Origin of the sequence: Rhodococcus sp. WS3 (genome assembly GCF_003797085.1) — a bacterium.
In the GTDB taxonomy this organism is placed as follows: Bacteria; Actinomycetota; Actinomycetes; order Mycobacteriales; family Mycobacteriaceae; genus Rhodococcus_F; species Rhodococcus_F globerula.
Genome location: NZ_RKMA01000002.1, coordinates 823,330 through 848,935 on the forward strand (window position 1 = coordinate 823,330; position 25,606 = coordinate 848,935).

Genomic DNA, 25,606 nt, shown 5'->3' on the forward strand with positions numbered 1-25,606 from the left:
AGCCCGTCACACCAGGGATGTCGCCACCGGCCGAACAGCCGGACTCGCCGCTGATGGAGCGGCACAAGTTTCCGGAACCGAACGGTAGAATGGCCGTTGACGAAGGGGTTGAGTGTGAAGGATCTAGTCGACACCACGGAGATGTATCTCCGGACGATCTACGACTTGGAAGAAGAGGGCGTTGTCCCACTCCGGGCGCGGATCGCCGAACGGCTCGAGCAGAGCGGACCCACCGTGAGCCAGACCGTTGCGCGCATGGAGCGCGACGGATTGCTGATGGTTGCCGGCGATCGACACCTGGAGCTCACCGACAAGGGCCGCGACTTGGCCGTTTCGGTCATGCGCAAGCACCGCTTGGCAGAACGCCTGTTGGTGGACATCATCGGCTTGAAGTGGGAAGACGTGCATGCAGAGGCGTGCCGCTGGGAGCATGTGATGAGCGAGGACGTCGAGCGCCGACTCGTCGTCGTTCTGAACAACCCGACCACGTCGCCGTACGGTAATCCGATTCCCGGGCTGGATCAATTGGGCCTGGACGGGCCGAGCAATCCCGCCGAAACCTTGATGCGCCTCACCGATGTTCCGGCGGGCAAGCCGACGGCTGTGGTTGTGCGCAGGCTCGCCGAGCACGTGCAGTCCGATCCCGATGTGATCGCGCAACTGCGAGACGCCGGCGTCGTTCCGGACGCCAGGGTGACCGTCGAAACCCGCCCGGGTTCAGTGACGATCATCGTGCCCGGACACGACGGTGTGGAGTTGGCAGAAGAAATGGCGCACGCCGTACAGGTAAAGCTGGTCTGAGGAATTTCATGAAACTTTTGGTTACCGGCGGCGCCGGCTACGTCGGCAGTGTCTGCAGCACAGTGCTACTCGAACGCGGACATGAGGTCGTTGTGATCGACGACCTCTCCACCGGAAATGCCGACGCCGTCCCAGCCGGCGCCGACTTCATCGAAGGTGACGTAGCCAAGACGGCGGCGAAGGTCCTCGGCAACTCCCCGATTTTCGACGGTGTTCTGCATTTTGCCGCGCAGTCACTCGTCGGCGAATCGGTGTTGCATCCCGAAAAGTACTGGCAGGGCAATGTAGTAACAACCCTCGCGCTCCTCGAGGCCATCCGCGACTCTCGGACTCCGAGGTTGGTGTTCTCGTCGACTGCGGCGACGTATGGCGAGCCGGAGCAGACTCCGATCATGGAGACTGCTCCGACTCGGCCTACCAATCCGTACGGAGCGTCGAAGCTCGCCATCGACCACGCGATCACGTCGTACTCCGTCGCACACGGTCTTGCCGCCACCAGCTTGCGCTACTTCAATGTCGCCGGTGCGTACAAGTCTGCCGGTGAAAACCGGGTTGTCGAAACACATTTGATCCCGTTGGTGCTGCAGGTTGCACTCGGGCAGCGGGACAAGATCTCGGTCTTCGGCACCGATTGGCCCACGCCCGACGGAACTGCCGTGCGGGACTACATCCACGTGCTCGATCTCGCCGAGGCTCATCTCCTCGCCTTGGAGAAGTCCACGCCGTCCGAGCATCGCATCTACAACCTCGGTAGCGGTGCCGGATTCAGCGTCCGCGAGGTCATTGCTTCGTGTGCTCGGGTGACCGGACTTCCGATCAATGTCGAGGACGCTCCACGCCGTCTCGGCGACCCGGCCGTCTTGATCGCGTCCAGCGACAAGGCAATTGCCGAACTCGGGTGGACCCCGACGCGCACCGATCTCGATGTGATCGTCGCGGATGCTTGGCAGTTCCTGCAAGACCTCGGTTCTGCATCGCACTCCGCTCGGTAGATCTGCGACGCTTAAGTCCTCCAGGTCCAACTCACCTCGCCTCGGGCATCGCACTCACGTCGAAGTCCCGGGCGAGGTCGAGTCCGACTTCCGCCAGCCTGCGAATTCCGTCCGGTCGCATGCCGGCCTGCAGCGAGTTGTCGAGCAAGCCGGCCAGACTGTATTCAGGGTCCGCTTCCAGTGCATATGCGAGCGCGATACCGGCGAGTGGGCCATCACCGCGGGCATAGGCAAAGAATCCCAGAAGTGTAGCGGGATAAGAACATTCGGGAACCGGAAGTTCGTGCGTCAAGATCATCCACAACGCTTCCGCGGAATCTGCGTACTCCGTTGCCGCTAGACCCATGACAGTGTCCCGGACGCGCACGTCCGACAACACCAGTGCCAGGTGCGCACATTCACGGGCGTCGGGAAATACTCCGCGCCGCATCCGCTCGACAAACGCCAGAACTTCCTCGACCTCCCGGCGCACCTGAGCGAAGGGATCGTTCGAGCAGTGCGCCTCGCACCGCGCCGACGCGATCTGCGCGCGCCCCCGGTCGATCAACGACCCGATCGTCGCGTGGTTACTCGATTGCCCACGAACCGAGCGCACCAACTCGCTCCGCGACGCTCGGATGACACGGCCGCCGAGGACCTGGGCGGCCGCAACAGAGGACGAACCGGGATCGGGCAGGCGCCCATGCCGATCCGGCGCGAGGATGCTCATCCAGTCGCGACCCCTCGCGATCACCGGTACTGCGAACACATCGACGAGTTCGACGCCATTGCCGGTAAGCATGTCGTTGAATTCCGCTGCGATGTCGAATAATTCCCCCAACGGATGGTCTCCGATCATTACCAGGATCACCGCGACTGTTCCTTCTGTCGCACAGACTCGAACAAATTGCTCGAGGGCCGAGTGCATCGCCGGAGCGAGCTCGGAGCCGATGTTCGGAAAGTAGTCGTGCCTCATGATCGGTCCGAGTGTTTTTGGTGTGGTGTCCATCAGGCACAACGCGACGACGGAATCTTCGGGGCTGAACCCCATCAACGCTGGGATCGCAGCGATCAGCTCGCCTGGTTCCGAAAGGTGTTCGGACTCACGCGACGCCCAACTCTGCGCCTGGTCGTCGGAGGATTCGAATTCCCGGGAAAACGGTGATGTTGTCATGGGTAGACCATGTCAAGAGCAACCACCAGCCCGCGGCGCTCGACCTGGCAAAACGAAGCTCATGAAGCTCAGCTGTGCAGAACCAATTTTGTTGTGGATGAATCACGAACACAGGCACCGACTACGCGATGAGTGTCGGTGCGTCGTGCATGATTCTCAGCTGCCCGCGCGAACCTTCTGAACAGCGGCGGTGAAAGCCTCGTCCAGCGGCGCGGTGGACGGCTCGGTTGCACCGAATGTCATCAGCGTGGCAGCAATGCGCACATCACCGACCTGGGCCATCAGCGTCAACATCGTTTGGTCCCCGGTGGCCGAGGATGGTGTGGATACCGTCCGCCGCAAGGACAACGTCTGATCGGCATTGATCGGCGAAGGCGGCAAAATGACCGTCGTGACCGTCGACGTCACTCCGTTTGCGGTCACCTTCATCGAGGTGCAGTCTTCGGTCTGCGCTTCCAACGAGGTCAGGCTGGTGTCACTCCGAGTGAGCTCCACCGAGATTGTCGACCTACTCGCATTGTCGGTGCCAACAGCCATGACGGTGCCCGTCGGCCCGTAGTCCTGTTCGGGTGGGGCGCAGTCTGCGGGGTCGACGGTTGCTCCGCGCGGAACACCCACCAGATCCGGCGCGGCCATCGGAACAGCTTGCGCGGGAAGTACTACCGCGTCGAATGGCGGCGGAAACTCTGCAGGAGTCAGCAACAGGTCCGCTAGCGGCGCAGCCTTGGATGAAGCCGTTGTGCTTGGTGGCGTCGACCCTGCCGCACTGGGAGCGATCGACCCCGCTACGGCGGGTGTCTGTCCGCCGGCATCAGGCTGAGCTTCCCCGGAAATCGACGAGGAACACCCCGATAACAATCCGAGCGCAGCAACCACAACCACGACGTCTGCGAGCCTCGACCTGCCCGATCCCCGACCGACCATCACGTGTGCCTCCATTCGGCTGCAGCCGAATGGGAGAAATCCACCACGGCAGTACCTGTTCGTCACTCTGCCATGTCCTATCTCCCGGATCGTGGATCTCCGCCCACTGCGCGACGGTGTCGAACCCCGAACGTCGAACCCCAAAAGTCGAACCCCAAAAGTCGAACCCTGACCCGCACGCTTCGCTCCTGGCGAACGCATCCGCGTCGGAATTCGGGAATGCCCGAGCATGCCGGACACGTTCCACCAAAGGAACCTCGGCGAAAGACGACTCCACTGCCGACTCCACTGCGAATCGGCAACCGCCGATAGTGGACACTGGAAACAAGCACCGTGAAAGAAGGGGACTGCGATGGACGACCAGTCGAAAATGTACGAGCTGGAATTCCCGGCGCCCCAGTTGTCGGCTGCCGACGGCCAGGGCCCGGTTCTCATCCACGGACTCGAGGGCTACTCCGACGCGGGTCACGCCGTGAAACTTGCGACGAAGCATTTGCGCGAGAGCCTCGAAACCGAACTTGTCGCGTCGTTTGCCGTGGACGAGTTGATCGACTACCGATCACGCCGCCCCACGATGACGTTCAAGGCCGATCACTTCTCGGACTACGACGCCCCCTCTCTGAACCTTTACGCGCTTCGTGACACGGTGGGAACGCCCTTCCTGCTGCTCGCCGGTATGGAACCCGATCTCAAGTGGGAGCGATTCACCACCGCTGTCCGCTTGCTCGCCGAACAGCTGGGCGTACGCCAGACCATCGGGCTCAATGCGATCCCGATGGCGATTCCGCACACCCGCCCGTTGGGCTTGACGGCTCATTCCACGAACAAGGACCTGATCGGCGACCACCAGCGCTGGTCCGGCGAACTTCAGGTTCCCGGCAGTGCGTCGTCGCTGCTGGAATTCCGGATGAGCCAGCACGGCCACGAAGCCGTCGGTTTCTCCGTTCACGTTCCTCATTACCTGGCACAGACCGATTACCCGGCTGCGTCCGAGACCTTGCTGGAGAATGTCGCAGAGGTGTCCGGGCTCGAATTGCCACTCGCCGCTTTGGGTGAGGCTTCGGCGCGCGTCCTCGAACAGGTTAACGAGCACATTGCCGGAAACGAAGAAGTTCAGACCGTGGTCCACGCTCTCGAGCGCCAGTACGACACCTTCGTGACAGCGCAGGAACAGCAGGCGTCACTGCTCGCGGGTGAGGCCGACCTTCCCAGTGGAGACGAGATCGGTGCCGAATTCGAGCGGTTCCTGGCCGAACAGGCAGGCAATGGAGAGTTCGACACGCCGGATGACGGCGAATCCGACCGAAACTGACATATGAGCTGCGGAATTGCGCACATCGTGCGCATTCCGCAACCTCGTCGTTACCTGAGATGTTGTTCTCGATACATCTGTCGGATAGCCTCAAATTCTGCGTGACTTTTGTTGACGGCTCAACAAATCGGAGCGATTCAGTCAACAGCGGTCACGCGCTGATACTGGAGGCGACATGAGCAGACCCCGAACGCGGCAGCTCCGGCCAGTTCCCGACGAGGAACCGCGGATGATGTTTCGGACGATTCACGGTTACCGTCGAGCTTTTCGCATTGCCGGCGACGGCCCTGCAGTTCTGCTCCTGCACGGCATTGGCGACAACTCGTCCACGTGGACGGAGATCATCCCCCATCTGGCCAAGAACTACACCGTCATCGCCCCCGATCTTCTCGGGCACGGTCGCTCCGACAAGCCTCGTGCCGATTACTCGGTAGCGGCCTACGCCAACGGCATGCGCGATCTGTTGTCCACTCTGGGCATCGAACACGTCAGTGTCATCGGGCATTCACTCGGCGGCGGCGTGGCGATGCAATTTGCATACCAGTTCCCCGACATGGTCGATCGACTCGTGTTGGTCTCGACCGGCGGCATCACCAAAGACGTCCATCCGATTCTTCGGTTGATGTCGGTGCCGGTGGTCAACGAGGTCCTCAAACTTCTGCGCATTCCCGGAGCGATGCCGATCGTGCGTTTCGCCGGTAGTCTCGCCGGCGCCGTTCACGGATCGAACCTGCGCCCGGGAACCATGCTGCACGACACTCCTGACCTGATTCGTGTTCTCGCCGAACTACCAGACCCCACTGCCTACGAGGCATACCTGCGGACGTTGCGCGCGGTAGTCGACTGGCGAGGTCAGGTCGTCACAATGCTCGATCGGTGTTACCTGACCGAGAATCTGCCGGTTCAGTTGATCTGGGGTGACGAGGATTCCGTGATTCCCGTCTCGCACGCGCACCTCGCGCATGCGGCGATGCCCAACTCCCGACTCGAAGTTTTCCGTGGATCCGGACACTTTCCCTTCCGCGACGACCCCATGCATTTCCTTCAGGTGATCGAGGAGTTCCTCGCGAGCACCGCGCCACTGGTATTCGACGAGGCGCACTGGCGGCACATGCTGATTGCCGGGGTTGGTGAAAACACCATCACCGGTTCGTCGTCGACACGCATGGCGGTACTCGATGCGATGGGCTCGGACGAGCGCAGCGCAACCTGATCACCGCCAGCGGCTAACCTGTACAAGTGCTGCTGACGGAACTGCTCCCCGACAACGCGGATCCCGATTCCGTTTTCGACGCCTTCTTATCCTGGACGATCGAGCGTGGTTTGACGCTCTATCCTGCCCAGGAAGAGGCTGTGATGGAACTGGTCTCGGGTGCAAACGTCATTTTGGCGACCCCAACCGGTTCCGGAAAGTCGATGGTGGCGATCGGCGCGCACTTCTACGCGATGTCCCAGGGCAAGCGCACGTACTACACCGCGCCCATCAAGGCGTTGGTGAGCGAGAAGTTCTTTGCGCTCTGCGAGGTGTTCGGCGCGGAGAACGTCGGCATGATGACCGGCGACGCTGCCGTCAACTCGTCGGCTCCCATCATCTGTGCCACAGCGGAGATCGTCGCAAATCTCGCGCTGCGAGAGGGCCCCGATTCCGATATCGGCCAGGTAGTGATGGACGAGTTCCATTTCTACTCCGAACCGGATCGCGGGTGGGCGTGGCAGGTCCCGCTGATCGAACTACCGCACGCCCAGTTCTTGCTGATGTCCGCAACTCTGGGAGAGGTGGACTTCTTTTCCGAGGACCTCACGCGTCGCACCGGCAAGCCCACCACCGTCGTGTCTGGTACCGAACGCCCTGTCCCCCTGATGTTCTCGTACGCCACCACGCCGGTCGGTGAGACCATCGAAGAGTTGGTCACCACCAACCAGGCCCCCGTGTACATCGTGCACTTCACGCAGGCCGCAGCTCTCGAACGAGCGCAAGCGCTGACGAGCGTCAACTTCTGTTCCAAAACGGAGAAGGAAGCAATTGCCGAGGCGCTCGGCGGATTTCGCTTCACGACGGGATTCGGTAAGACACTCTCCCGCCTGGTTCGCCACGGCATCGGCGTTCATCATGCCGGCATGTTGCCCAAGTACCGACGGCTCATCGAAGTCCTTGCCCAGGACGGTCTGCTCAAGGTCATCTGCGGCACCGACACACTCGGCGTCGGCATCAACGTTCCCATCCGCACGGTGTTGCTGACGGGTCTGGCCAAGTACGACGGCGTCCGCACCCGCCACCTCAAGGCTCGTGAGTTCCATCAGATCGCAGGTCGCGCCGGCCGCGCCGGCTACGACACGATGGGTACCGTCGTGGTGCAGGCGCCGGAACACGAAGTGGACAATTTGCGAGCAGTCGCCAAGGCGGGCGACGATCCGAAGAAGATCAAGAAAATTCAACGCAAGAAGGCTCCCGAAGGATTTGTTTCGTGGAGCGAAGCGACATTCGACCGCCTGGTTGCGGCATCACCGGAACCCTTGGTGTCGCGGTTCTCCGTCAGCAACTCCATGCTGCTCAATGTCATTGCCCGACCGGGTAATTGCTTCGATGCGATGCGACATCTGTTGGAGGACAACCACGAATCGCGTCCGGCGCAGCGCAAGCACATCCTCAAGGCGATCTCGCTGTACCGCGGATTGCTCAGCGCCGGCATCGTGGAACGCCTCGACGAACCGGACGAGCACGGCCGGATGGCGCGGTTGACGATGGACTTGCAGCGCGACTTCGCCTTGAATCAGCCACTCTCGCCGTTTGCTCTCGCTGCGTTCGAACTCCTCGACGTCGAATCCGATACGTACGCACTCGATGTCGTGTCCATCATCGAATCGACGCTCGACGACCCCCGTCAGGTGTTGATGGGTCAGCAGCACTTCGCCCGCGGTGAGGCTGTTGCCCAGATGAAAGCGGACGGCATCGAGTACGAGGAGCGCATGGAACTCCTCGAAGAGGTCACCTGGCCGAAACCGTTGGCGGAGTTACTGTTCCCCGCCTTCGAGATGTACCGCGGCGGCCATCCGTGGATCACCGAATTTGCGCTCTCCCCCAAATCCGTCGTACGCGACATGATCGAACGTGCAATGACCTTTGCCGAATTGATCAGTCACTACGGGCTCACCCGCTCCGAAGGACTGGTTCTGCGTTACCTCGCGGACGCCTACCGCGCCCTGCGCCAGACCGTGCCCACCGAAGCGCGCACCGAAGAACTCGAAGACATCATCGAGTGGCTGGGTGAGTTGATCCGACAAGTCGACTCGAGCCTGCTCGACGAGTGGGAGTCGCTGACCGACCCCGGAGCCGAAGCCGACACCGAAGAGGTTGCATTCGGCGCCGACATTCCGCGCCCGATCTCGGCAAACCCGCGCGCGTTCCGCGTCATGGTGCGCAACGCGATGTTCCGTCGGATCGACCTCGCGTCGCGGCGACAGTGGAACGAACTGGAAAACCTCGACGACGGTATCGACGCCGCCGAGTGGGAAGAGCAACTGCTCCCCTACTTCGAGGAGTACAGCTCGATCGGAACGGGACCGTCAGCGCGTGGGCCGGCGTTGTTCCAGGTCGTCGAGGAAGGCGAGTTCTGGCGAGTGCGTCAGGTGCTCGAGGACCCGGAAGGTGATCACGGCTGGGCACTGCTCGGTGTCGTCGATATCCCGGAGTCCGACGCGTTGGGTGAAATCGTGTTCGACGAGCTCAGCATCGTCGAGGGCTGACACCCTGTGCGCCTTTCTGGTAGTGGGCACTACCAAAAAGGCGCACGGGGGCTTTAGCCCCTACGAGCCTTGCGCGGCTGATTGCGGCGCGAAGCGCGCTTCTCCTTGATACGGAGGTTCTCGGCGCGCACCTCCGCTTGCAGTGCGCGTTCTTTCTCCAGCCACTCGGGCTTTTCTTCCAGCAGGGCAGCAACTTGATCCGTGGTGAGCGCCTCTTCGACGCCGCCGCGAGCAAGCCCGGCGATGGAGATGCCCAGCTTTGCGGCGATGACCTGCTTCGGGTGCGGGCCGGTGCGGCGCAGTTCCAGCAGCCACTCCGGAGCTTCGGTCTGAAGCGCGGTCAGTTCTTCACGGGTCACGTCGCCTTCCTGGAACTCTTTCGGTGTTGCTTCCAGGTACACACCCAGCTTCTTGGCAGCCGTCGTCGGCTTCATCGTCTGGGGCGTTTTGTTCGACGTCATGCAACAAGAGTAGCCAGCCATCGCGTCGCGTTTTACCAAGGCGGTAACCTTGCCGGGTGAGCAACGCGGATAGTCCGGCAATTTTTCGACTCGCGTATGCCCCCGGGGTAACGCCGACCAAGTGGATTCGAGTGTGGCACGAGCGGCTTCCGGACGTCCGTCTCGAGTTGATCCAGTTTCCGGTTCTCGAGGTTGTGGCAGCGCTACGGGCGGGCGAAGCCGACGCCGGCCTGGTTCGGTTGCCGATCGATCGCACTGAGCTCAGCGCGATCTCCTTATATGCGGAGACGCCGGTCGTGGTGATCCCCAAAGATCACGTGTTCACCGCTGTAGACCAGATTTCCGTCGCCGATCTGAGCGACGAGATTGTGCTCAACCCTCTCGAAGACACCCTCGAGTGGCCGACGCGTCCAGGTAAGGCAGCAGCCGAGCGGCCGGAAACGATCGCCGACGCCATCGAGTTGGTTGCGGCCGGCATCGGCGTTGTTGTTGTTCCGCATTCGGTGGCGCGGTTGCACCACCGCAAGGATCTGACTTTCCGTCCTGTTGCCGGTGCTCCCGAGTCCCCTATTGCTTTGGCTTGGCTGGAGTCCAAGACCACAGAATTGGTCGAAGAACTCATCGGCATCGTGCGAGGACGTACCGCTCAGAGTTCACGCGGACGCAATGGTCAGCCCGCCGAGAAGATCAAGGGTTCGGTCAAGGCCAAGCAGGCAGCGAAGGAACGTCGTGCCGAGGCCGCGAAAGCCGATCACAAAGCCAAGAGTGCCGGAACGGCAAAGAGCGTCTCGGGCCGCAATACCAGCGGCGGCAAAGCCAAGGCCGGCGGCAAAGCGGGTAGCGGCAAGTCGGGCGGCACCAAGAGTTCGGGTGGCCGGTTCACGGGCAAACCGAAGGGCCGCTAGCGGGGAGTTCCGCCAACTCACCTCGCATCCCCAAGTTCTGCGCGCATGATGGAGTTATGACTTCGGTTGATTCGACGGTCCTGGCAGAACTGATCGCTGCGCTGCCGGATGGTGCGCTCCTGCGCGATCCGGACCTGACGGCCGGTTACCGCCAAGACTGGGCAGCCGATCCGAATGCAGGCAACCCGCTGGCCGTTGTCCGGGCCACCTGCACCGAAGATATCCAGGCCGTGATGCGCTGGGCCACCGAACATCGCATTCCCGTGGTTCCGCGCGGTGCCGGATCAGGACTCTCCGGTGGATCCAGCGCCGTCGACGGTTGCATCATGGTCAGCACCGAGCGAATGCGCGAGATCACCATCGACCCGGTAGCTCGGGTGGCCGTAACTCAGCCCGGCTTGATGAACGCCGAGGTCAAGAAAGCTGCCGCAGAGCATGGGCTCTGGTACCCGCCTGACCCGTCGTCGTTCGAGATCTGTTCCATCGGTGGCAATGCCGCTACCAACGCCGGTGGACTCTGTTGTGTGAAATACGGCGTCACCACCGACTATGTGCTCGGCCTGAAGGTAGTGCTCGCCGACGGCACTGCAGTGTCACTGGGCGGCCCGCTCCTGAAAGATGTTGCAGGACTCTCACTTACCAAACTGTTTGTCGGCAGCGAAGGCACTCTCGGCATCATCACTGAGATCACCTTGCGTCTGATTCCGGCGCAGCCGCCCGCTTCAACTGTCGTCGCGTCGTTCGATTCCGTCGAGGAAGCTGCCGACGCAGTCTTGGCGATCACCGGCAAAATGCGTCCGGCGATGCTCGAGTTCATGGATCACGCCAGCATCAACGCTGTCGAGGATTCTGTGCGGATGGGGCTCAACCGGAAGGCTCGCGCACTGATTCTGGCCCAATCCGATGCCCACGGCGCCGCTGGTGTACTCGAGATCGAGAGCATTGTCGCAGCGTGTGAAAACAACGGGGCCACCGAAGTTTTCGCGACAGACGACCAGGCCGAGGGTGATGCATTCACTGCGGCCCGACGCGCGGTGTTTCCAGCTGTTCAGGCGTTGGGGAATCTGCTCCTCGAAGATGTCGGCGTTCCGATGCGAGCGTTGCCACGATTGATCACGGGGGTGGAAGCCATCGCCGCGGACCTGGATGTCCTTATCTGCACCGTGGCGCACGCCGGCGACGGAAACACTCATCCACTGATCGTGTTCGATCCGTCTGATCCCGATATGACCGAGCGCGCCCAGATCGCATTCGGTCGGGTCATGGATCTGGCAATTGCACTGGGCGGCACCATTACCGGCGAGCATGGAGTGGGCCGGATCAAGCGCGACTGGTTGCCAGCTCAGCTTGGCGAGGACGTCATGGCGTTGAACCGGAAGATCAAAGATGCGCTCGATCCTCTAGGGATTCTCAATCCCGGAGCGGTCATCGCTGCGAAGTAGTCACACATCTCGAGTCCACTTTCGCTGACACCCGTCGGCGAAAATGTGCATGCCCAAACCTCTGCCCGCACACTCCGGACAAACACCTCGCGTTAGTGACATGCGACGACATTGGTCTAGACTCCATCGAGATTTACACTGACCGGGGGGACCAGTAAATGCGTAGATCCATCGTGGGCATTACCAGCGCAAAAAAGGCAAAATACCTGTACCAGAAATCAATTGGCGGGCAATGATGCGCTGCGATCCCGAACAGATGCACGCAACAGCGACTCGAATTTCAGACCTCGCCGACGAATTCTGGGACGACGTGGAAACGTTGCGCCGCGATGCCGAATCCTTGATGACAGCCGAATGGACCGGGGACGCGTCCCGAACCCACGCCGCACTGTGGGCCGAGTGGGTCGACTCCGCCCGCCAGGTCGCGGGCGCACTCACCGAGGACGCCGGACTGCTGCATCAAGCAGCTACCGAGTACAGAAGGACCGACGACCAGAATGCCGGCAGCATTTCGGGTACTCGACTGAACATGGACTTCTGATGGGCCGGTACTCTGCCGACACCGAGCAAATCCTCGGTCTCGTCGGCAGGGCGAAGCAGATCGGCATGCGCGTCGAAGCCCGCATCACCGACGTCGAACGGGAAGTCGTGGCCCTCAACGTCGACTGGGACGGCGATGCCGCCGATGCCCACCGCACCAAACACGAAACCTTGCACCGCGAACTGAAAGACATGCGCACTGCACTGTCCGAACTCGAATCGATGGCCCAGGGCGCGCACGATCGCTATCTCGCCAACGCGCGACACAACAGTGGGATGTGGCCCTGATGGCGCCGATCACAATGGACCCCGCAGTCCTCATCGACGCTGCCACACAGTACAAAACGGTCAGCAACAGCACTGACAGTGTGATCCGTCTGCTCGGTGAAACGCTCCAAACCAACTGGGGGTGCGCCGGAACCGACAACGCGGGAGCCGGGTGGGCCGCGAGCTATGACCCCGCCGCATTTGATGCCGTCGCCGCCGGAACAAACATTGTCAACGCGTTCAGCAAACTGCACGATCTACTCGCGGCGACCGGTGTCAACCACGCCAACACCGAGCGATCGAATACCAACCCGCCGGAGCCCCCGGAGGGGCCGGCGTCGCAGCTTCCGACCGTGTCGGCGCCGGCGTTTTACGGGGCGCTCGGCGGCGATACCGACCTGCCGCTCGGGTGGGAGTTGATTACTGCGTGGCTGCAGGGACACATGTGGCCCAACGGGAACCCCGACAAATTGAAAGCACTCGGGCGAGCGTGGCGCACAGCCGCCGAGGGGTTGCGCGATGCAAACGATGCAACGGGTACAGCGTGGGTCGCCCTCGAGGAACTCGACTCCGACGAGATGCCGCAGGTCCTGGCTCAACTCGACAATGTCTTCGTCACTACCAACGCCGTCGCCGATCAGTACGACACACTCGCCGCCGCCTGCGACGAGTGGGCACAGACAATCGAGGAGGCTCACCGCAAGATCTTCGACATCGTCGGCAAAGCCATCATCGTCGGGGCTTTGGCCGGCGCAGTCACCGCACTCTTTACCCTCGGTGCTGGTACCGTCGCCGCGGCCGGAGCGACGGGAAGTGTGATCGCTGCCAGCGTCGTTGGGGTACTCGGCGCCGTGGACGCGGTCGCCGTAGCGGTGGTCGGTGGCGTCGCCGCGGCGGGGGCTGCTGCTGTGGGTGCGGTCAACGAGCTGCAACCACTGCTCGAAGCCAACCCGACTACCTTCAATGCCAACACCGGCGGCGGAGGAAACACGCTCGGTTACTATCCCGCACCGCGGCACCTGCCCGGATTCCCGAATGCCAAACTAGTCAAAAGAATGAACGAGCGAAAGCGCTGGAAAGATGACAAAGGCAACATCTACGAATGGGACTATCAGCACGGTGCCGTCGAGAAATACAACAAGAACGGCACGCATCTAGGAGAATACGATGCGAATACAGGCACACAGACCAAACCCGCCGACCCAAGCCGCCGAACAGAAAGGTGAGACATGTGGTATTTAGAAGCTTTCGACAACGATACTGAATTATTAGCCGGGGAGTACCTCTTACGCGAAATGTCCGTTGAGATCGTGAAAGAAATTCTCGATATCGACGACAGCGACTTCGAATTACCCGTTGGGATACGTCAAAATGACGTACCTCTTGAGAAAGTTCCCGAGTTCGCTAAATACATTAACGAACCCTTCAAGATAGACCAAAATTGTGAATACGAAGTAGCATTCTTAACTGAGTAACAACCATCGAGAGTTCGAATACCAGTCGAGCCCGACGGTTCATCAGATCGACTTCACGACTCCGGACCCGCCACTCCACCCGCAAACCAGGAGAGAAGTTTATGTGGCATCTCCAGGCCTACGACAACGACGCCGAATTACAAACCGAGATCTACCTTTTGCACGATATGATTGCCGAAATCGTGAAAGATATTCTCGGCGTTGACGACAGCGGCTTCGACTTACCCGTCTGGATCCTAGAATGACGTACCCCTCGACAAAGTGCCCGAGTTCACTAAATACATTAACGAACCCTTCAAGATAGACCGAAATAGTGAGTTTGAAGTCTCAGATCTAACGGATTGAACCGAGCCTGGGCCTCGATTGTCAGCTCGAACCCGACAAGTTCAATTGATGCGGCCAGACCATCCGCGCCGCACCAAGTCGTCGAGCAGGAAAGTGAAACATGTGGTACCTCGAAGCTTTCGACAACGAGACCGAATTTCGCACCGAAAAATACCTCTTGCACGACATGACTGCCGAGATCGTGAAGGAAATCCTCGGCATCGACGACAACAACTTCGATCTACCCGTCGTCGCACGTTTCAGTTGCGTTCAACTCGACAAAGTTCTCAAGTTCGCGAAGTACACCCACGAACCTATCGACGTAATCGAAAACTGCGAATATTTCGTTGGACTATTCGCTGACTGAGTACTGTAAGAACGGCACGCATCTAGGCGATTTCGACTCCAATGCCGGATCGCCCGACTAAACCCGCCGACGCCAGCCGCAGACATGGAAAGTGAAACATGTGGCATCTCGAAGCTTTCGACAATGGAAATAATCGATTAGTCAAAGATTACGCTCTGCATGATATGGCTGTTGAGGTCGTGAAGGAAATCCTCGGGATCGACGACACGACTCCAAATTTCCCGTCAGAGTGGCTTTCCCCTCGACAAAGTACTCGAGTTCGCGAAATACACTTGTAAACCCATCGAGATAACAGAGAACCGCGAATACGAAATAGGCCTATTCGCCGACTGAACAGCAACACTGCACCTCGTCGGCCAATCCTCGAGGCCAATCCGGCTACATTCGACGCCAAGACCATTGAACCCGGAGAGATGTGGAATTTCCACAAGGCTCCGGAGTTTCTTCCGGGGTTTCCGGATGCCAAACCCGTCAAATACTGATCTGAGGGAATCAAACAGTATTGGTTCCGGCCTCAATGACAGTGTCACTGAGGGATCGGCTGCCCCGGCGCCACGGATTTCACCAGCTCCGCCAACTGCCTGAACCCTTCGGCGCGGCCGCTGGACGAGCGAAATACCAGTCCGATAGTCCGACCAGGGGCGGGTGCGGTGAATGTCGCCGTGGCGAGTTCACCCCGCCGACTCTCCACCGGCACAGCCGATTCAGGGACCAAGGTCACCCCGAGCCCGCCGGCAACACACTGCACGATCGTCGCCAAGGATGTTGCCCGCGTATCCCCGGAGAGCGGGTGGGCGTCGACGGAACGGCACAGATCCAGTGTCTGGTCCCGCAGGCAATGCCCGTCGTCGAGAAGCAGCAAGGGCAGTTCGTCGAGGACGTCAGCGGTGAGATCGCTGCGTCCTGCCAGCGCGTGGTCTGCTGGGACGACCAGAACAAAATCCTCGTCGTAGAGCGGTATCTCGATCAACCCAGGCGCACCAGCCGGCAGGGCGAGCAAGGCCAGATCGAGGGCACCGGAGCGGAGCGAGTCGAGCAGTCGTGCGGTTTGGTCCTCGATGACGTGAGGTGCAACCGTTGGCATGGACGTCCGCAATGCCGGCAGCAGTGACGGCAGGATGTACGGCGCGACAGTGGGAATCAGCCCGATCCGAAGTGGGCCGGCCAATCGATCCCCCATTCCGGCGGCGCTCGCGACAAATCCGTCGGCAGCCTCGAGAATCAGTTTCGCTTGGCTGAGAAGCCGCTGACCGTCGCCTGTGACGAGGACACGCCGGGTGCTGCGTTCGATCAATTGCACGCCGAGGCCCGATTCGAGTGCGGCCAACGCCTGCGAGAGTGTGGGTTGGCTCACACTCAAACGTGCTGCGGCGGTGCCGAAGTGCCGATGTTCGGCCACCGATACGAAGGCACGCAGCTGTGACAAGGAAGGTTGATAAGTCTGATCAGCCATGGCTATCAGTGTAGTGCCACCTATCACCTTTACCTTTTGACCACTTTGATGCAGAATGGACTCATACCAAAAAGCGCCGGTCACGCACCATGACGGTGAGACCCGCTTCGACGGTATCGAGAACTTTCGATCACAAACATTCGTGATCGTGCGTGTGAGAAAAACCTGTTCACAAGACAAGTAGGAGGACGAGACATATGGCTCTGCTGACAATCGGCGACCAGTTCCCGGCATACAACCTGAAGGCCGTTATCGGCGGCGACCTCTCCAAGGTCGACGCTCAGCAGCCCGACGACTACTTCACTCAGATCACGAGCGACGACTACGCAGGCAAGTGGCGCATCGTCTTCTTCTGGCCCAAGGACTTCACGTTCGTGTGCCCCACGGAGATCGCAGCATTCGGCAAGCTGAACGACGAGTTCGCAGACCGCGACGCACAGGTTCTCGGCGCTTCCGTCGACAACGAGTTCGTTCACTTCCAGTGGCGTGCACAGCACGACGAGCTCAAGACCCTCCCCTTCCCGATGCTCTCGGACCTCAAGCGCGAGCTTGCCGAGGCCACCGGCGTCCTCAACGCTGACGGCGTTGCAGACCGCGCGACGTTCATCGTCGACCCCAACAACGAGATCCAGTTCGTCTCCGTCACAGCCGGTTCCGTCGGCCGTAACGTCGACGAGGTTCTCCGCGTTCTCGACGCTCTGCAGAGCGACGAGCTGTGCGCATGCAACTGGAAGAAGGGCGACCCGACGATCAACGCCGGCGAGCTGCTGAACGCGAGCGTCTGATCATGAGCGTCGACAACCTGAAAGATTCGCTTCCCGAGTACGCCAAGGATCTCAAGCTCAACCTGAGTTCCATTGCGCGCACCACGGTTCTGAACGAGCAGCAGCTGTGGGGCACCCTCCTCGCAACGGCCGCTGCAACCAAGTCGGCGACCACGCTCAAGGAAATCGCAGCCGAGGCGGCAGACAACCTGTCCGCTGAGGCGTACAACGCAGCGCTCGGCGCAGCGGCGATCATGGGCATGAACAACGTCTTCTACCGCACCAAGGGCTACCTTGACGGTAAGTACGACGACCTTCGTGCGGGCCTGCGGATGAACATCATCGGCAACCCGGGCGTCGACAAGGCCGACTTCGAATTGTGGTCGCTCGCGGTTTCCGCGATCAACGGCTGCAACCATTGCCTCGAAGCTCACGAGAACACCCTCCGTCAGGAAGGCGTTTCCCGCGAGGTCATCTTCGAAGCGATCCGTGCCGGTTCCATCGTCATGGGTGTCGCGCAGGCTGTCGAGGCCAATGAAATCCTCGCTGCCGCACAGGTCTGATCCCAGACCGACGCAGTAGACGAAAGACCCTCCCCGCCTTCCATGGTGGGGAGGGTTTATTCGTTTTTCCGGCGCGCTACCCTGGACCGATGGGCATCGAAGTGAGTGTGGTCCGGGTCTTCACGGACGAGAACGGAAAGCACGGCAACCCACTCGGGATTGTCGACGCATCACTGGTCGAACTATCCGAACGGCAAGAAGTCGCCGCGACGCTCGGGTACAGCGAAACGATTTTTGTCGATCTCCCCGAAGTGGGCGCCGCTCGGGCGAGTGCCCAGATCTTCACTCCGGCAGCAGAACTCCCCTTTGCCGGTCATCCCACGGTCGGCCTCACCTGGTGGCTGCACGATCAGGCACGGCCGGTGACCACACTCGGTGTCCCCGCCGGCGAACTCGACGTACGCCGCAGCAGTAACCTCACATGGGTTCGCGCCCGCGCCGAATGGGCACCGGAGTTTGCTCTCTACCCCTTGGAAACGGTGGATGACGTAATCGACGCGGTTCCGTCGGACTACGAAACCGATCACTCCTACCTGTGGGCGTGGCAGGACAAACTCGAATCGTCCATCCGCTCACGGATGTTCGCTCCGGAAACGGGAATCCCCGAGGACGAAGCTACCGGCTCGGCAGCCCTGCGCATCACTGATCACCTGCGAAAATCGCTTCGGATCACCCAGGGACGGGGATCGATCCTGCACACCACCTACTCACCCGAAGGATGGCTCGAAGTGGGCGGACGCGTGGTTGCCGAGCAGTCACGAACTTTGTGACTGCCCTGCCGGATTCCGTCCTGCCTCGAGGTCTGCGGCGCTGAGCGTCACGGCAATTTCGTCGCCGAGTGCCACTCCGGGTGCAAGCGGCAGTTGATCGCCGCTCCAGAACTTGCCGGGATCGAACCAGTTGATGCGACGGTTTCCCACCATCAGGCCCATTGCCTCGTACGTCTGCGCGACAACCTCGGCGCAGTAGGCACTTTCGATGCCCGACGCAGGCGATTCGGGCTTCTTCCGGAACTTCGGGACGCGCCCGCCGAACCATCGTGACGCGAGCTTGGCGGTGGAGGGAAACGGCGTGCCGTCCAGGCGGGCTATGGTGCGCAGCAGCGCATCCTCTTGTTCACGGGTCACCGGGGTGTCGAGCTGCCGAAGCCAACCCTGCTGCCCGTACTTGGCTCCCCACACCTGCACGGCGGCCTTCAGATCATGGAGCTGAACGCCACGCTGGAAACGACCGGTCCACATGTCTTGCAACGAATGACCGAGCTCTGCATGCCACATGAGCGGTGGCAGATCGTCGATCACCACCGACATGCCGACGTGGTTGACCGGACTGTTAGTGAGCGTCTGAATTGCCTTGTCGGCCGTGGAATCTCCGCGGAAGATCCAGATATCGCCAGTGCGGGTAACACTGGCCGCCTCGTCGAGGGTCACCTGAGAGCGTGATCGTCGGTCCATAACCTTTAGCCTAGAGGCATGACACTTCGTGCCTCGCACATATGGAAGCTCGTGGGCCTCGCCGGCGCTATGGGGGTCGCGGCCACCGGAGTCCTCGCTGTGCGGAACGAGCGTGCGCGTCGGGCGTACTCCCCCGAAGAGATTCGCTCCGTCCTCCACGAGCGATACACACAGGCGTATGCCAGGGCGTCGGAGCAGGACACTATCGAACTGGAGCCGGTACCGAGCACACTGCGACGCCGGATGAAGAAGCTCTTCCGACGCCGCAGCTAGTTCGCAAATTTATCCGAGAGCGGCGAGGATTCCCGCAGCCATCTCGGCCACCTGATCGTCCGTCATCACGAAGGTCGGGGAAATTTGCATAGCTCCTTGACCTGCCGCGCGACCTGAAATTCCGTGCTCGCGCAGCGTCTTCACGAACGGCAGTGCCTCGGCCGGGTCTGCCAGCTGAACGGCGGCGACGGCCCCGAGCCCACTCCGGACCTCGGAAACCCGCGGATGCTCGGCCAGCGGCTGCAAGTGCGTGTGCAACGACGCTTCGAGCCGCTTGGACTCGGCGAGGAGGTTCTCACGCTCGAGAATGTCGAGGTTTGCCATGGCGGCAGCTGCCGCTCCGGCGTGCCCGCCGTAGGTGTAGCCGTGACGCCACCAAGCACCGTTGTAGAACGGCTCGGCGACGCGAGGTGCGATGAACACGGCACCCATCGGAACGTATCCGGAGGTCAAACCCTTTGCTGTGGTCATCATGTCGGGCTGCAGATCGAAGCGAGTGGATGCAAACCACTCGCCACCGATACGACCGAAACCGGTGACAACCTCGTCGACGACAAACAGTATGTCGTGTTCACGGCAGATGTCTCGGACCTCGGCCAGGTATCCCTCGGGCGGAAGGTACACCCCGCCGGCGCCGATGATGGGCTCGGCGAAGAATGCGGCGATCTTGTTCGCGCCGACCTTCTCGATCAGTTCGAGGAGGCTCTTGGCGTCGTCCCAGCCGACGGTGGCAGCATCGGCCATCAGCTCGCCGTACCCCTCGCGATTGACGGGGATACCGGCGAGAGCTGTTCCCGCAACATGCATTCCGTGGTAGGCCTTCTGGCGTCCGACGATGATGTTCTTGTCGGGCTGGCCGACCTCATGCCAGTACCGACGCGCCAACTTCGCTGCGGTGTCGACGGAATCGGAACCACCGGAGGTGAAGAAGATCTTGCTGCCTGCAACCGGCGCGATCTTCGCGAGCCGCTCAGCCAGTGCCTGCGTGGTTTCGGGGACAAAATCGCCGAAGTTGGAGAAGTGAGCGATCTTCGACAGCTGAGCGGCAACGGCGTCGGCGATCTCGGTGCGGCCGTGGCCCACGTTCGTGAACCAGAGCCCGGCAGTTGCGTCGAGGTACCGATTGTCCTGCGAGTCCCAGATGTACGCGCCTTCACCGCGAGAGACGACAAATGCGCCGTTCTTCTCGACCGCGCCCATATCCGCGAACCCGTGCCACAGTGCCGAAGCCATCTTTTTCCCCTTCGAGTCCAAACGAATACCAACGATGCTGGTGTGCACACGATGTGCAGCAACTATATCGACACCACAAATCGTCTCCCGCGTGATGCTGCCCTGCGTGGGGATCGCCGCCCTGGGCACGTAATCTCATCACCATGACTTTTGCCGAGAATCTTGCTGCCCTCCCCTCGATCGATCACCTCGCCGCCATCAACGTGCTCGACACCGACGGCACCGTCATCGACACCGTGGAGAACAAGCCGGGCAAATCCGGTTCGGTCAAGGTCTACAACCACCTCGCCCAGGTCTACGGCGCAATCACTCCTGAGGCCGCAACGGCTGCGCTGGCGATTTTTGCCGAGCACACAGACGATGCCCGCGCGAACCGCGGCAAGCACCCCAACATCGACCGTCTCGATCAGGTTCTTGCCAGCGGCAACACTCTCGGGCTGCAGGAAGTTCCGGCGGAGTAGCAGCCCGCGGTCCACATCTCACATCGCGACAGAGTCCCGGTCGGCGTCGCCGTACCGCCACCGCGCCCCCAGCTTGCCGACGGCGTTGACCGCCAGCGCCATCAGCGCCATTGCCACGGCAAGCACAACAAGCCCGATCACCAGGGCTACGTAACCATGGGCTCGCGGATCGAGGAAGGGATACGGGTACCAGTCGGCGATCGCTCCGCGAACCAGCGAATACACGGCATACAGGGCGGGAAAGGCGAGCCAGGTCAACGCCGACCCTTCGGAGATGCGGTGGCGCGAGGGCGAAAACACCCAGTCGGCAAGCATCACCAACGGCAGTATTTGATGCAGGGCGACATTGATCCAGGTGTCGTTCAGCGTCACATCGACATCCGAGAGCAGCACCGCGTAGACGATGCCTGTGATCACCATGTAGAGCGTCACGGCGCCTCGAACCGTCTGCCAGGTGCACGACTGCGGATCCCGCAGCCCTCCGACAATCAGTACCACGGCTGCGGCGATATTGCTCTCGATAGTGAAGTAGCTGAGATAGTTCACCAGGGAGAATCCCTCGGCGTTGCGTAGCGGGATCCATAACAAGGCGGTCAGCCCGTAGACCGCAAACGCAAGGCGGAGAATGCGTACCGCCATCGGAGTGGATGTCGCAAATGTCGTCACTGCCCGATCGTGTCACAACGCACGCTGCGGGAGTGAGATTTCCCGGCGTTCGATAAGCTGTCCGTCAGCATGTCTACAACACCACCGGCCCCGCTCTCACCACGACGAAGCGACCTGAAACGCGCCCTGTCCGAAGTCTCATTCCGTGATGAGAACCGTCTGCGGCGCAAACTCGACCGCGCCCGCACGCCGGAGAACCTGGCAACACTGGCCCAGGAGATCGAATCCGCGCGCATCCGGCTGGCCGAACGCGCGGCGAACGTGCCCGCAGTGTCCTACCCCGAGGCACTGCCGGTCAGTCAACGCAAAGACGACATTGCCCGCGCGATTTCCGAAAACCAGGTGGTGATCGTCGCCGGCGAGACAGGTTCTGGCAAGACCACTCAGATCCCGAAGATCTGCCTCGAACTGGGACGCGGAGTTCGCGGCCTGATCGGCCATACTCAGCCCCGGCGCCTTGCCGCGCGAACGGTCGCCGAGCGAATAGCCGAAGAACTCGACACCGAACTCGGCGACGCCGTGGGCTACACAGTGCGATTCACCGATCAAGTTTCCGACCGCACGTACGTGAAGTTGATGACCGACGGCATTCTGCTTGCGGAGATTCAGCGCGACAAGATGTTGCGCCGGTACGACACTCTCATCATCGACGAGGCTCACGAACGCAGCCTCAACATCGACTTCATCCTCGGGTATCTGGCGCAGCTACTCCCCCGCCGACCCGACCTCAAGGTCATCATCACCTCGGCGACCATCGACCCCGAGCGGTTCGCTCAGCACTTTGCCGTCGACGGGAAGCCCGCGCCGATCGTCGAGGTGTCCGGGCGAACCTTCCCGGTGGAAATGCGTTACCGCCCATTGACTGTCGAATCCGGAGATATCAGCTACGACCGAGATCCGGTCGACGCCGTCTGCGAAGCTGTTGACGAACTCAGCGCAGAGGGCGAGGGTGACATCCTCGTCTTCCTGTCTGGTGAACGCGAGATTCGTGACACCGCAGATGCATTGCGCGACCGCAGACTTCGCAGTACCGAAATCGTTCCACTGTATGCACGCCTGTCGGCAGCCGAACAGCACAAAGTGTTCTCTCCGCACACCGGCCGACGAGTTGTCCTGGCCACCAACGTCGCCGAAACATCTCTGACGGTTCCCGGCATTCGCTACGTCGTCGATCCCGGAACAGCGCGCATCTCGCGATATTCCGTCCGCACCAAGGTGCAGCGGTTGCCGATCGAACCGATTTCCCAGGCGTCGGCGCGTCAGCGGTCCGGTCGCTGCGGCCGTGTCGCCGAGGGCATCTGCATCCGTCTGTATTCCGAAGAGGACTTCGAAGCCCGGCCGGCGTTCACCGAACCGGAGATCCTGCGCACCAACCTCGCGTCTGTGATCCTGCAGATGACGGCGCTGGGTCTCGGCGATATTGCCGCATTCCCGTTTGTGGAGCCCCCGGATTCGCGAGCCATCAAAGACGGCATCGGACTACTCGAAGAACTGGGCGCTATCGCACGAGGATCCGACGCGTCGCATCCGGAACTGACTCCGATCGGCCGCGAACTGGCGCAGATTCCCGTCGACCCTCGCATGGCTCGAATGTTGGTGGAAGCCAAGACAAACGGAGCGCTGCACGAGACGCTCGTCATCGTCGCTGCACTGTCCATTCAGGACGTACGAGAGCGGCCCGCCGAGTTCCAGCAGGCCGCCGACGAGAAGCACGCCCGCTTCACGGTGGAGAACTCCGACTTCCTCGCCTATCTGAAGTTGTGGGACTACCTCCGCGAGCAGCGAAACGATCTGTCCTCGAGCCAATTCCGCAAGATGTGCCGCAACGAGTTCCTGCATTGGCTACGCATCCGCGAATGGCAGGATCTGCACGGGCAGTTGCGTCAGATTACTCGCGGACTCGGCTGGTCGGTCAACGAACTTCCCGCATCCGAGAATTCGGTCCACCAATCCTTGCTGGCCGGCCTGCTCTCCCACATCGGACTTCGCGAAGGCGAAAAGCGCGACTACCTCGGTGCTCGCGGAAGCCGTTTTGCGATCTTCCCCGGCTCGGGCCTGTTCAAGAAGCCACCCCGCTGGGTAATGGCCGCCGAACTGGTGGAGACAACCAGGCTCTGGGCCCGCATGTCCGCGCGCATCGAACCGGAATGGGCCGAAAAACTGGCACCACACCTGGTCAAACGGACCTACTCCGAGCCGCATTGGTCCTCCAAGCGTGGTTCGGCCATGGCGTACGAGCGCGTGACGCTCTACGGCGTACCCCTGGTCACCGGACGCGCTGTCACCTACTCGTCGATCGATCCGGAAACCTCGCGCGAATTGTTCATTCGCCATGCGCTGGTGCAGGGCGAATGGACTACACAGCACAAGTTCTTCCACGAAAATCGCGCACTGCTCGACAACGTCGAAGAACTCGAGAACCGGGCCCGCCGACGCGACATCCTGGTCGACGACGAGACGCTCTACGAGTTCTACGACTCACGCGTCGGCGCCGAAGCTGTGTCCGCGCGACACTTCGACAAGTGGTGGAAGACAGCACGCCGGCAAGACCCGAACCTGTTGACGTTCACGCCCGAAACCGTCGTGAATTCCGATGCCGCAACGGTTCTGGGCGGCGAATACCCCGATGCCTGGCGTCAGGGCGACATGCTGTTGCCACTGACCTATCAATTCGAACCAGGCAAGGACGACGACGGCGTCACCGCGCACATTCCCGTCGGTCTCCTCGCACAACTCCAACCCGTCGGGTTCGACTGGCTGGTACCGGGCATGCGTGTCGAATTGGTGTCGGCATTGATCAAGACGCTGCCCAAGACCATCCGGCGGCAGGTTGTTCCGGCGCCTGACTATGCAAGCGCAGCACTGGCTTCCGTGAAACCACGATCCGAACCACTGCTCACGGCAATGGCGCGCGAGCTGTCGCGTCTGGGCGCAACGCACATCGACGCGAAGGATTTTGATCCGAGCGCCCTTCCTGATCACCTTCGAATGACGTTTGTGGTCGAGGACGAATCCGGAAAAGTTCTGGCCAAGGGCAAGGATCTGGCTCAGCTACGACGCACACTCGCCCCGCGAGTTCAGAAGGAAGTTGCCAAAGCAGCGACCGGTACCGAGCGGGCAGCCTCGACGGTGTGGACCTCCGAGACGCTGGGCGCACTGGAGCCGACCATCACCAGGAGCATCGGCGGCCAGCAGGTCACCGGATACCCGGCGCTGGTGCCGGAAAACGGCGGTGTGGCAGTACGGGTTCTCAGTACCCCTGCAGCGCAGGCACAGGCGATGCGCGAGGGCACTCGGGCTCTTCTTCTCACGGCGGTGCCAACCCAACTCAAGGCAGTCACATCAGGGCTGTCGAATACACACCGACTCATGCTGGGACAGAATCCGGACGGAAGCCTGGAAGCGTTGGTCGAGGACTGCCGTGTAGCCGCAGCCAACGAGATCATCGCTGCCAAAGGTGGACCGGTACGGACACCGGAGGCTTTCGAGGCACTCGTCAAAGCAGCCCGATCGGAGTTGGCCGGGCGCGTGTCCGCGATACTGCGCATGATCGTTCCAATCCTCGAACAATCACACCGCTTGAATGTCGTCCTCCAGCGATCGCGCGGAGAAGCCGCCGAAGACGTTCGCGAGCAACTGAAATCGCTCCTCTTCCCCGGCTTTGTCGCAGAATTGGGTTCGGCGAGACTACGCGAGCTACCCCGGTACCTGGCGGCCGCGACATTCCGGCTCGAAGCGCTTCCTGCCAGCGCTCATCGCGACCACCAAGCCATGGACGTTCTCGATCGGGTGTACGCCGCGTACGACAGATTGCTGAATTCGCTGCCGGAAGAGCGTCGAACTGCCAAAGATGTCGACGCCATCTCGTGGATGATCGAGGAACTTCGGGTGGGACTTTTTGCACAGTCTCTGGGAACCCCAACTCCAGTCTCGGAGAAGCGGGTGCTCAAAGCAATCGAGGCGATCAAACGCTGACCGTCAGGGGTTCACTGCACAATGTTCACATTGGCGACCGAGCCACCAATTGTTGCG

General features: G+C 61.2%; 25 protein-coding genes. 18 read left to right on the forward strand and 7 right to left on the reverse strand.

Annotated elements, in window-relative coordinates:
* The first annotated feature begins 114 nt into the window (after positions 1-114).
* Complete coding sequence (locus tag EEB13_RS17895) at positions 115-801, forward strand: metal-dependent transcriptional regulator (protein WP_033234793.1); 687 nt, start codon at positions 115-117, stop codon at positions 799-801.
* An 8-nt stretch (positions 802-809) separates the two neighbouring features.
* Positions 810-1,793: a UDP-glucose 4-epimerase GalE gene (galE, locus tag EEB13_RS17900; protein ID WP_045067413.1), complete on the forward strand. Its 984-nt coding sequence runs from the start codon at positions 810-812 to the stop codon at positions 1,791-1,793.
* Positions 1,794-1,824: 31 nt separating this feature from the next.
* Here galE and EEB13_RS17905 read toward each other — a convergent pair whose 3' ends face one another.
* Positions 1,825-2,946 (reverse strand): DUF4192 domain-containing protein, encoded by a 1,122-nt coding sequence (locus EEB13_RS17905; RefSeq protein WP_141485959.1) that lies wholly within the window; start codon positions 2,944-2,946, stop codon positions 1,825-1,827.
* 156 nt (positions 2,947-3,102) lie between these two features.
* The gene (locus tag EEB13_RS17910; RefSeq protein ID WP_141486194.1) at positions 3,103-3,870 is read right to left on the reverse strand and encodes a DUF5642 family protein; all 768 of its coding nucleotides are present in this window, start codon (positions 3,868-3,870) and stop codon (positions 3,103-3,105) included.
* Between the two features lie 352 nt (positions 3,871-4,222).
* Here EEB13_RS17910 and EEB13_RS17915 point away from each other — a divergent pair, with 352 nt between their 5' ends.
* The 3 genes from EEB13_RS17915 (at position 4,223) to EEB13_RS17925 (ending at position 8,926) form a co-directional block, all read left to right on the forward strand.
* On the forward strand, positions 4,223-5,182 hold the full coding sequence (locus tag EEB13_RS17915) for a proteasome assembly chaperone family protein (protein ID WP_033234796.1): 960 nt from the start codon (positions 4,223-4,225) through the stop codon (positions 5,180-5,182).
* Between the two features lie 175 nt (positions 5,183-5,357).
* The gene (locus EEB13_RS17920; protein WP_033234797.1) at positions 5,358-6,395 is read left to right on the forward strand and encodes an alpha/beta fold hydrolase; all 1,038 of its coding nucleotides are present in this window, start codon (positions 5,358-5,360) and stop codon (positions 6,393-6,395) included.
* Between the two features lie 26 nt (positions 6,396-6,421).
* Positions 6,422-8,926 carry a DEAD/DEAH box helicase gene (locus EEB13_RS17925; RefSeq protein WP_033234798.1) on the forward strand — a complete coding sequence of 835 codons (2,505 nt, stop codon included), beginning with the start codon at positions 6,422-6,424 and terminating at the stop codon, positions 8,924-8,926.
* Between the two features lie 53 nt (positions 8,927-8,979).
* Here EEB13_RS17925 and EEB13_RS17930 read toward each other — a convergent pair whose 3' ends face one another.
* Positions 8,980-9,387, reverse strand: coding sequence for a DUF5997 family protein (locus tag EEB13_RS17930; RefSeq protein ID WP_033234799.1), 408 nt, complete (start codon positions 9,385-9,387; stop codon positions 8,980-8,982).
* A gap of 56 nt (positions 9,388-9,443) precedes the next feature.
* Here EEB13_RS17930 and EEB13_RS17935 point away from each other — a divergent pair, with 56 nt between their 5' ends.
* From EEB13_RS17935 to EEB13_RS17960, 7 genes are all read left to right on the forward strand, one after another.
* Positions 9,444-10,292 (forward strand): LysR substrate-binding domain-containing protein, encoded by an 849-nt coding sequence (locus tag EEB13_RS17935; RefSeq protein ID WP_141485960.1) that lies wholly within the window; start codon positions 9,444-9,446, stop codon positions 10,290-10,292.
* A gap of 56 nt (positions 10,293-10,348) precedes the next feature.
* Positions 10,349-11,734, forward strand: coding sequence for an FAD-binding oxidoreductase (locus EEB13_RS17940; protein ID WP_033234801.1), 1,386 nt, complete (start codon positions 10,349-10,351; stop codon positions 11,732-11,734).
* Between the two features lie 217 nt (positions 11,735-11,951).
* A complete protein-coding gene (locus EEB13_RS17945) occupies positions 11,952-12,275 on the forward strand; it encodes a WXG100 family type VII secretion target (protein WP_255285224.1) in 324 nt (107 codons plus the stop codon).
* Entirely contained in the window at positions 12,275-12,562 is a 288-nt protein-coding gene (locus tag EEB13_RS17950; protein ID WP_033234803.1) for a WXG100 family type VII secretion target, read from the forward strand. Before EEB13_RS17945 ends, EEB13_RS17950 begins: the two co-directional genes overlap by 1 nt.
* Positions 12,562-13,767: a colicin E3/pyocin S6 family cytotoxin gene (locus EEB13_RS31580; protein WP_222839808.1), complete on the forward strand. Its 1,206-nt coding sequence runs from the start codon at positions 12,562-12,564 to the stop codon at positions 13,765-13,767. Before EEB13_RS17950 ends, EEB13_RS31580 begins: the two co-directional genes overlap by 1 nt.
* A gap of 350 nt (positions 13,768-14,117) precedes the next feature.
* Entirely contained in the window at positions 14,118-14,261 is a 144-nt protein-coding gene (locus EEB13_RS31585) for a hypothetical protein (protein WP_155276686.1), read from the forward strand.
* Positions 14,262-14,461: 200 nt separating this feature from the next.
* A complete protein-coding gene (locus EEB13_RS17960; RefSeq protein ID WP_033234806.1) occupies positions 14,462-14,707 on the forward strand; it encodes a hypothetical protein in 246 nt (81 codons plus the stop codon).
* Positions 14,708-15,233: 526 nt separating this feature from the next.
* Here EEB13_RS17960 and EEB13_RS17965 read toward each other — a convergent pair.
* Positions 15,234-16,160: a LysR substrate-binding domain-containing protein gene (locus EEB13_RS17965; protein WP_092808412.1), complete on the reverse strand. Its 927-nt coding sequence runs from the start codon at positions 16,158-16,160 to the stop codon at positions 15,234-15,236.
* Positions 16,161-16,357: 197 nt separating this feature from the next.
* On the opposite strand from EEB13_RS17965, the gene EEB13_RS17970 reads away from it, so the two are divergent.
* From EEB13_RS17970 to EEB13_RS17980, 3 genes are all read left to right on the forward strand, one after another.
* Entirely contained in the window at positions 16,358-16,945 is a 588-nt protein-coding gene (locus EEB13_RS17970; RefSeq protein ID WP_033234808.1) for a peroxiredoxin, read from the forward strand.
* 2 nt (positions 16,946-16,947) lie between these two features.
* A complete protein-coding gene (locus EEB13_RS17975) occupies positions 16,948-17,487 on the forward strand; it encodes a carboxymuconolactone decarboxylase family protein (protein WP_033234809.1) in 540 nt (179 codons plus the stop codon).
* A gap of 89 nt (positions 17,488-17,576) precedes the next feature.
* Positions 17,577-18,257: a PhzF family phenazine biosynthesis protein gene (locus EEB13_RS17980; protein ID WP_141485961.1), complete on the forward strand. Its 681-nt coding sequence runs from the start codon at positions 17,577-17,579 to the stop codon at positions 18,255-18,257.
* On the opposite strand, the gene EEB13_RS17985 is transcribed toward EEB13_RS17980, so the two are convergent.
* The gene (locus EEB13_RS17985; protein WP_033234811.1) at positions 18,243-18,941 is read right to left on the reverse strand and encodes a hypothetical protein; all 699 of its coding nucleotides are present in this window, start codon (positions 18,939-18,941) and stop codon (positions 18,243-18,245) included. The genes EEB13_RS17980 and EEB13_RS17985 overlap by 15 nt on opposite strands.
* Before the next feature lie 18 nt (positions 18,942-18,959).
* On the opposite strand from EEB13_RS17985, the gene EEB13_RS17990 reads away from it, so the two are divergent.
* Complete coding sequence (locus EEB13_RS17990; protein ID WP_045067403.1) at positions 18,960-19,214, forward strand: hypothetical protein; 255 nt, start codon at positions 18,960-18,962, stop codon at positions 19,212-19,214.
* 9 nt (positions 19,215-19,223) lie between these two features.
* On the opposite strand, the gene EEB13_RS17995 is transcribed toward EEB13_RS17990, so the two are convergent.
* On the reverse strand, positions 19,224-20,447 hold the full coding sequence (locus EEB13_RS17995) for an aspartate aminotransferase family protein (RefSeq protein ID WP_033234813.1): 1,224 nt from the start codon (positions 20,445-20,447) through the stop codon (positions 19,224-19,226).
* Between the two features lie 143 nt (positions 20,448-20,590).
* On the opposite strand from EEB13_RS17995, the gene EEB13_RS18000 reads away from it, so the two are divergent.
* Positions 20,591-20,908, forward strand: coding sequence for a DUF2322 family protein (locus tag EEB13_RS18000; protein WP_033234814.1), 318 nt, complete (start codon positions 20,591-20,593; stop codon positions 20,906-20,908).
* Between the two features lie 18 nt (positions 20,909-20,926).
* Here the strand turns inward: EEB13_RS18000 and EEB13_RS18005 are convergent, their stop codons facing one another.
* Complete coding sequence (locus tag EEB13_RS18005) at positions 20,927-21,547, reverse strand: Pr6Pr family membrane protein (protein ID WP_141486195.1); 621 nt, start codon at positions 21,545-21,547, stop codon at positions 20,927-20,929.
* A 96-nt stretch (positions 21,548-21,643) separates the two neighbouring features.
* On the opposite strand from EEB13_RS18005, the gene hrpA reads away from it, so the two are divergent.
* Positions 21,644-25,549, forward strand: coding sequence for an ATP-dependent RNA helicase HrpA (gene hrpA / locus EEB13_RS18010; RefSeq protein ID WP_141485962.1), 3,906 nt, complete (start codon positions 21,644-21,646; stop codon positions 25,547-25,549).
* Positions 25,550-25,606 lie beyond the last annotated feature (57 nt).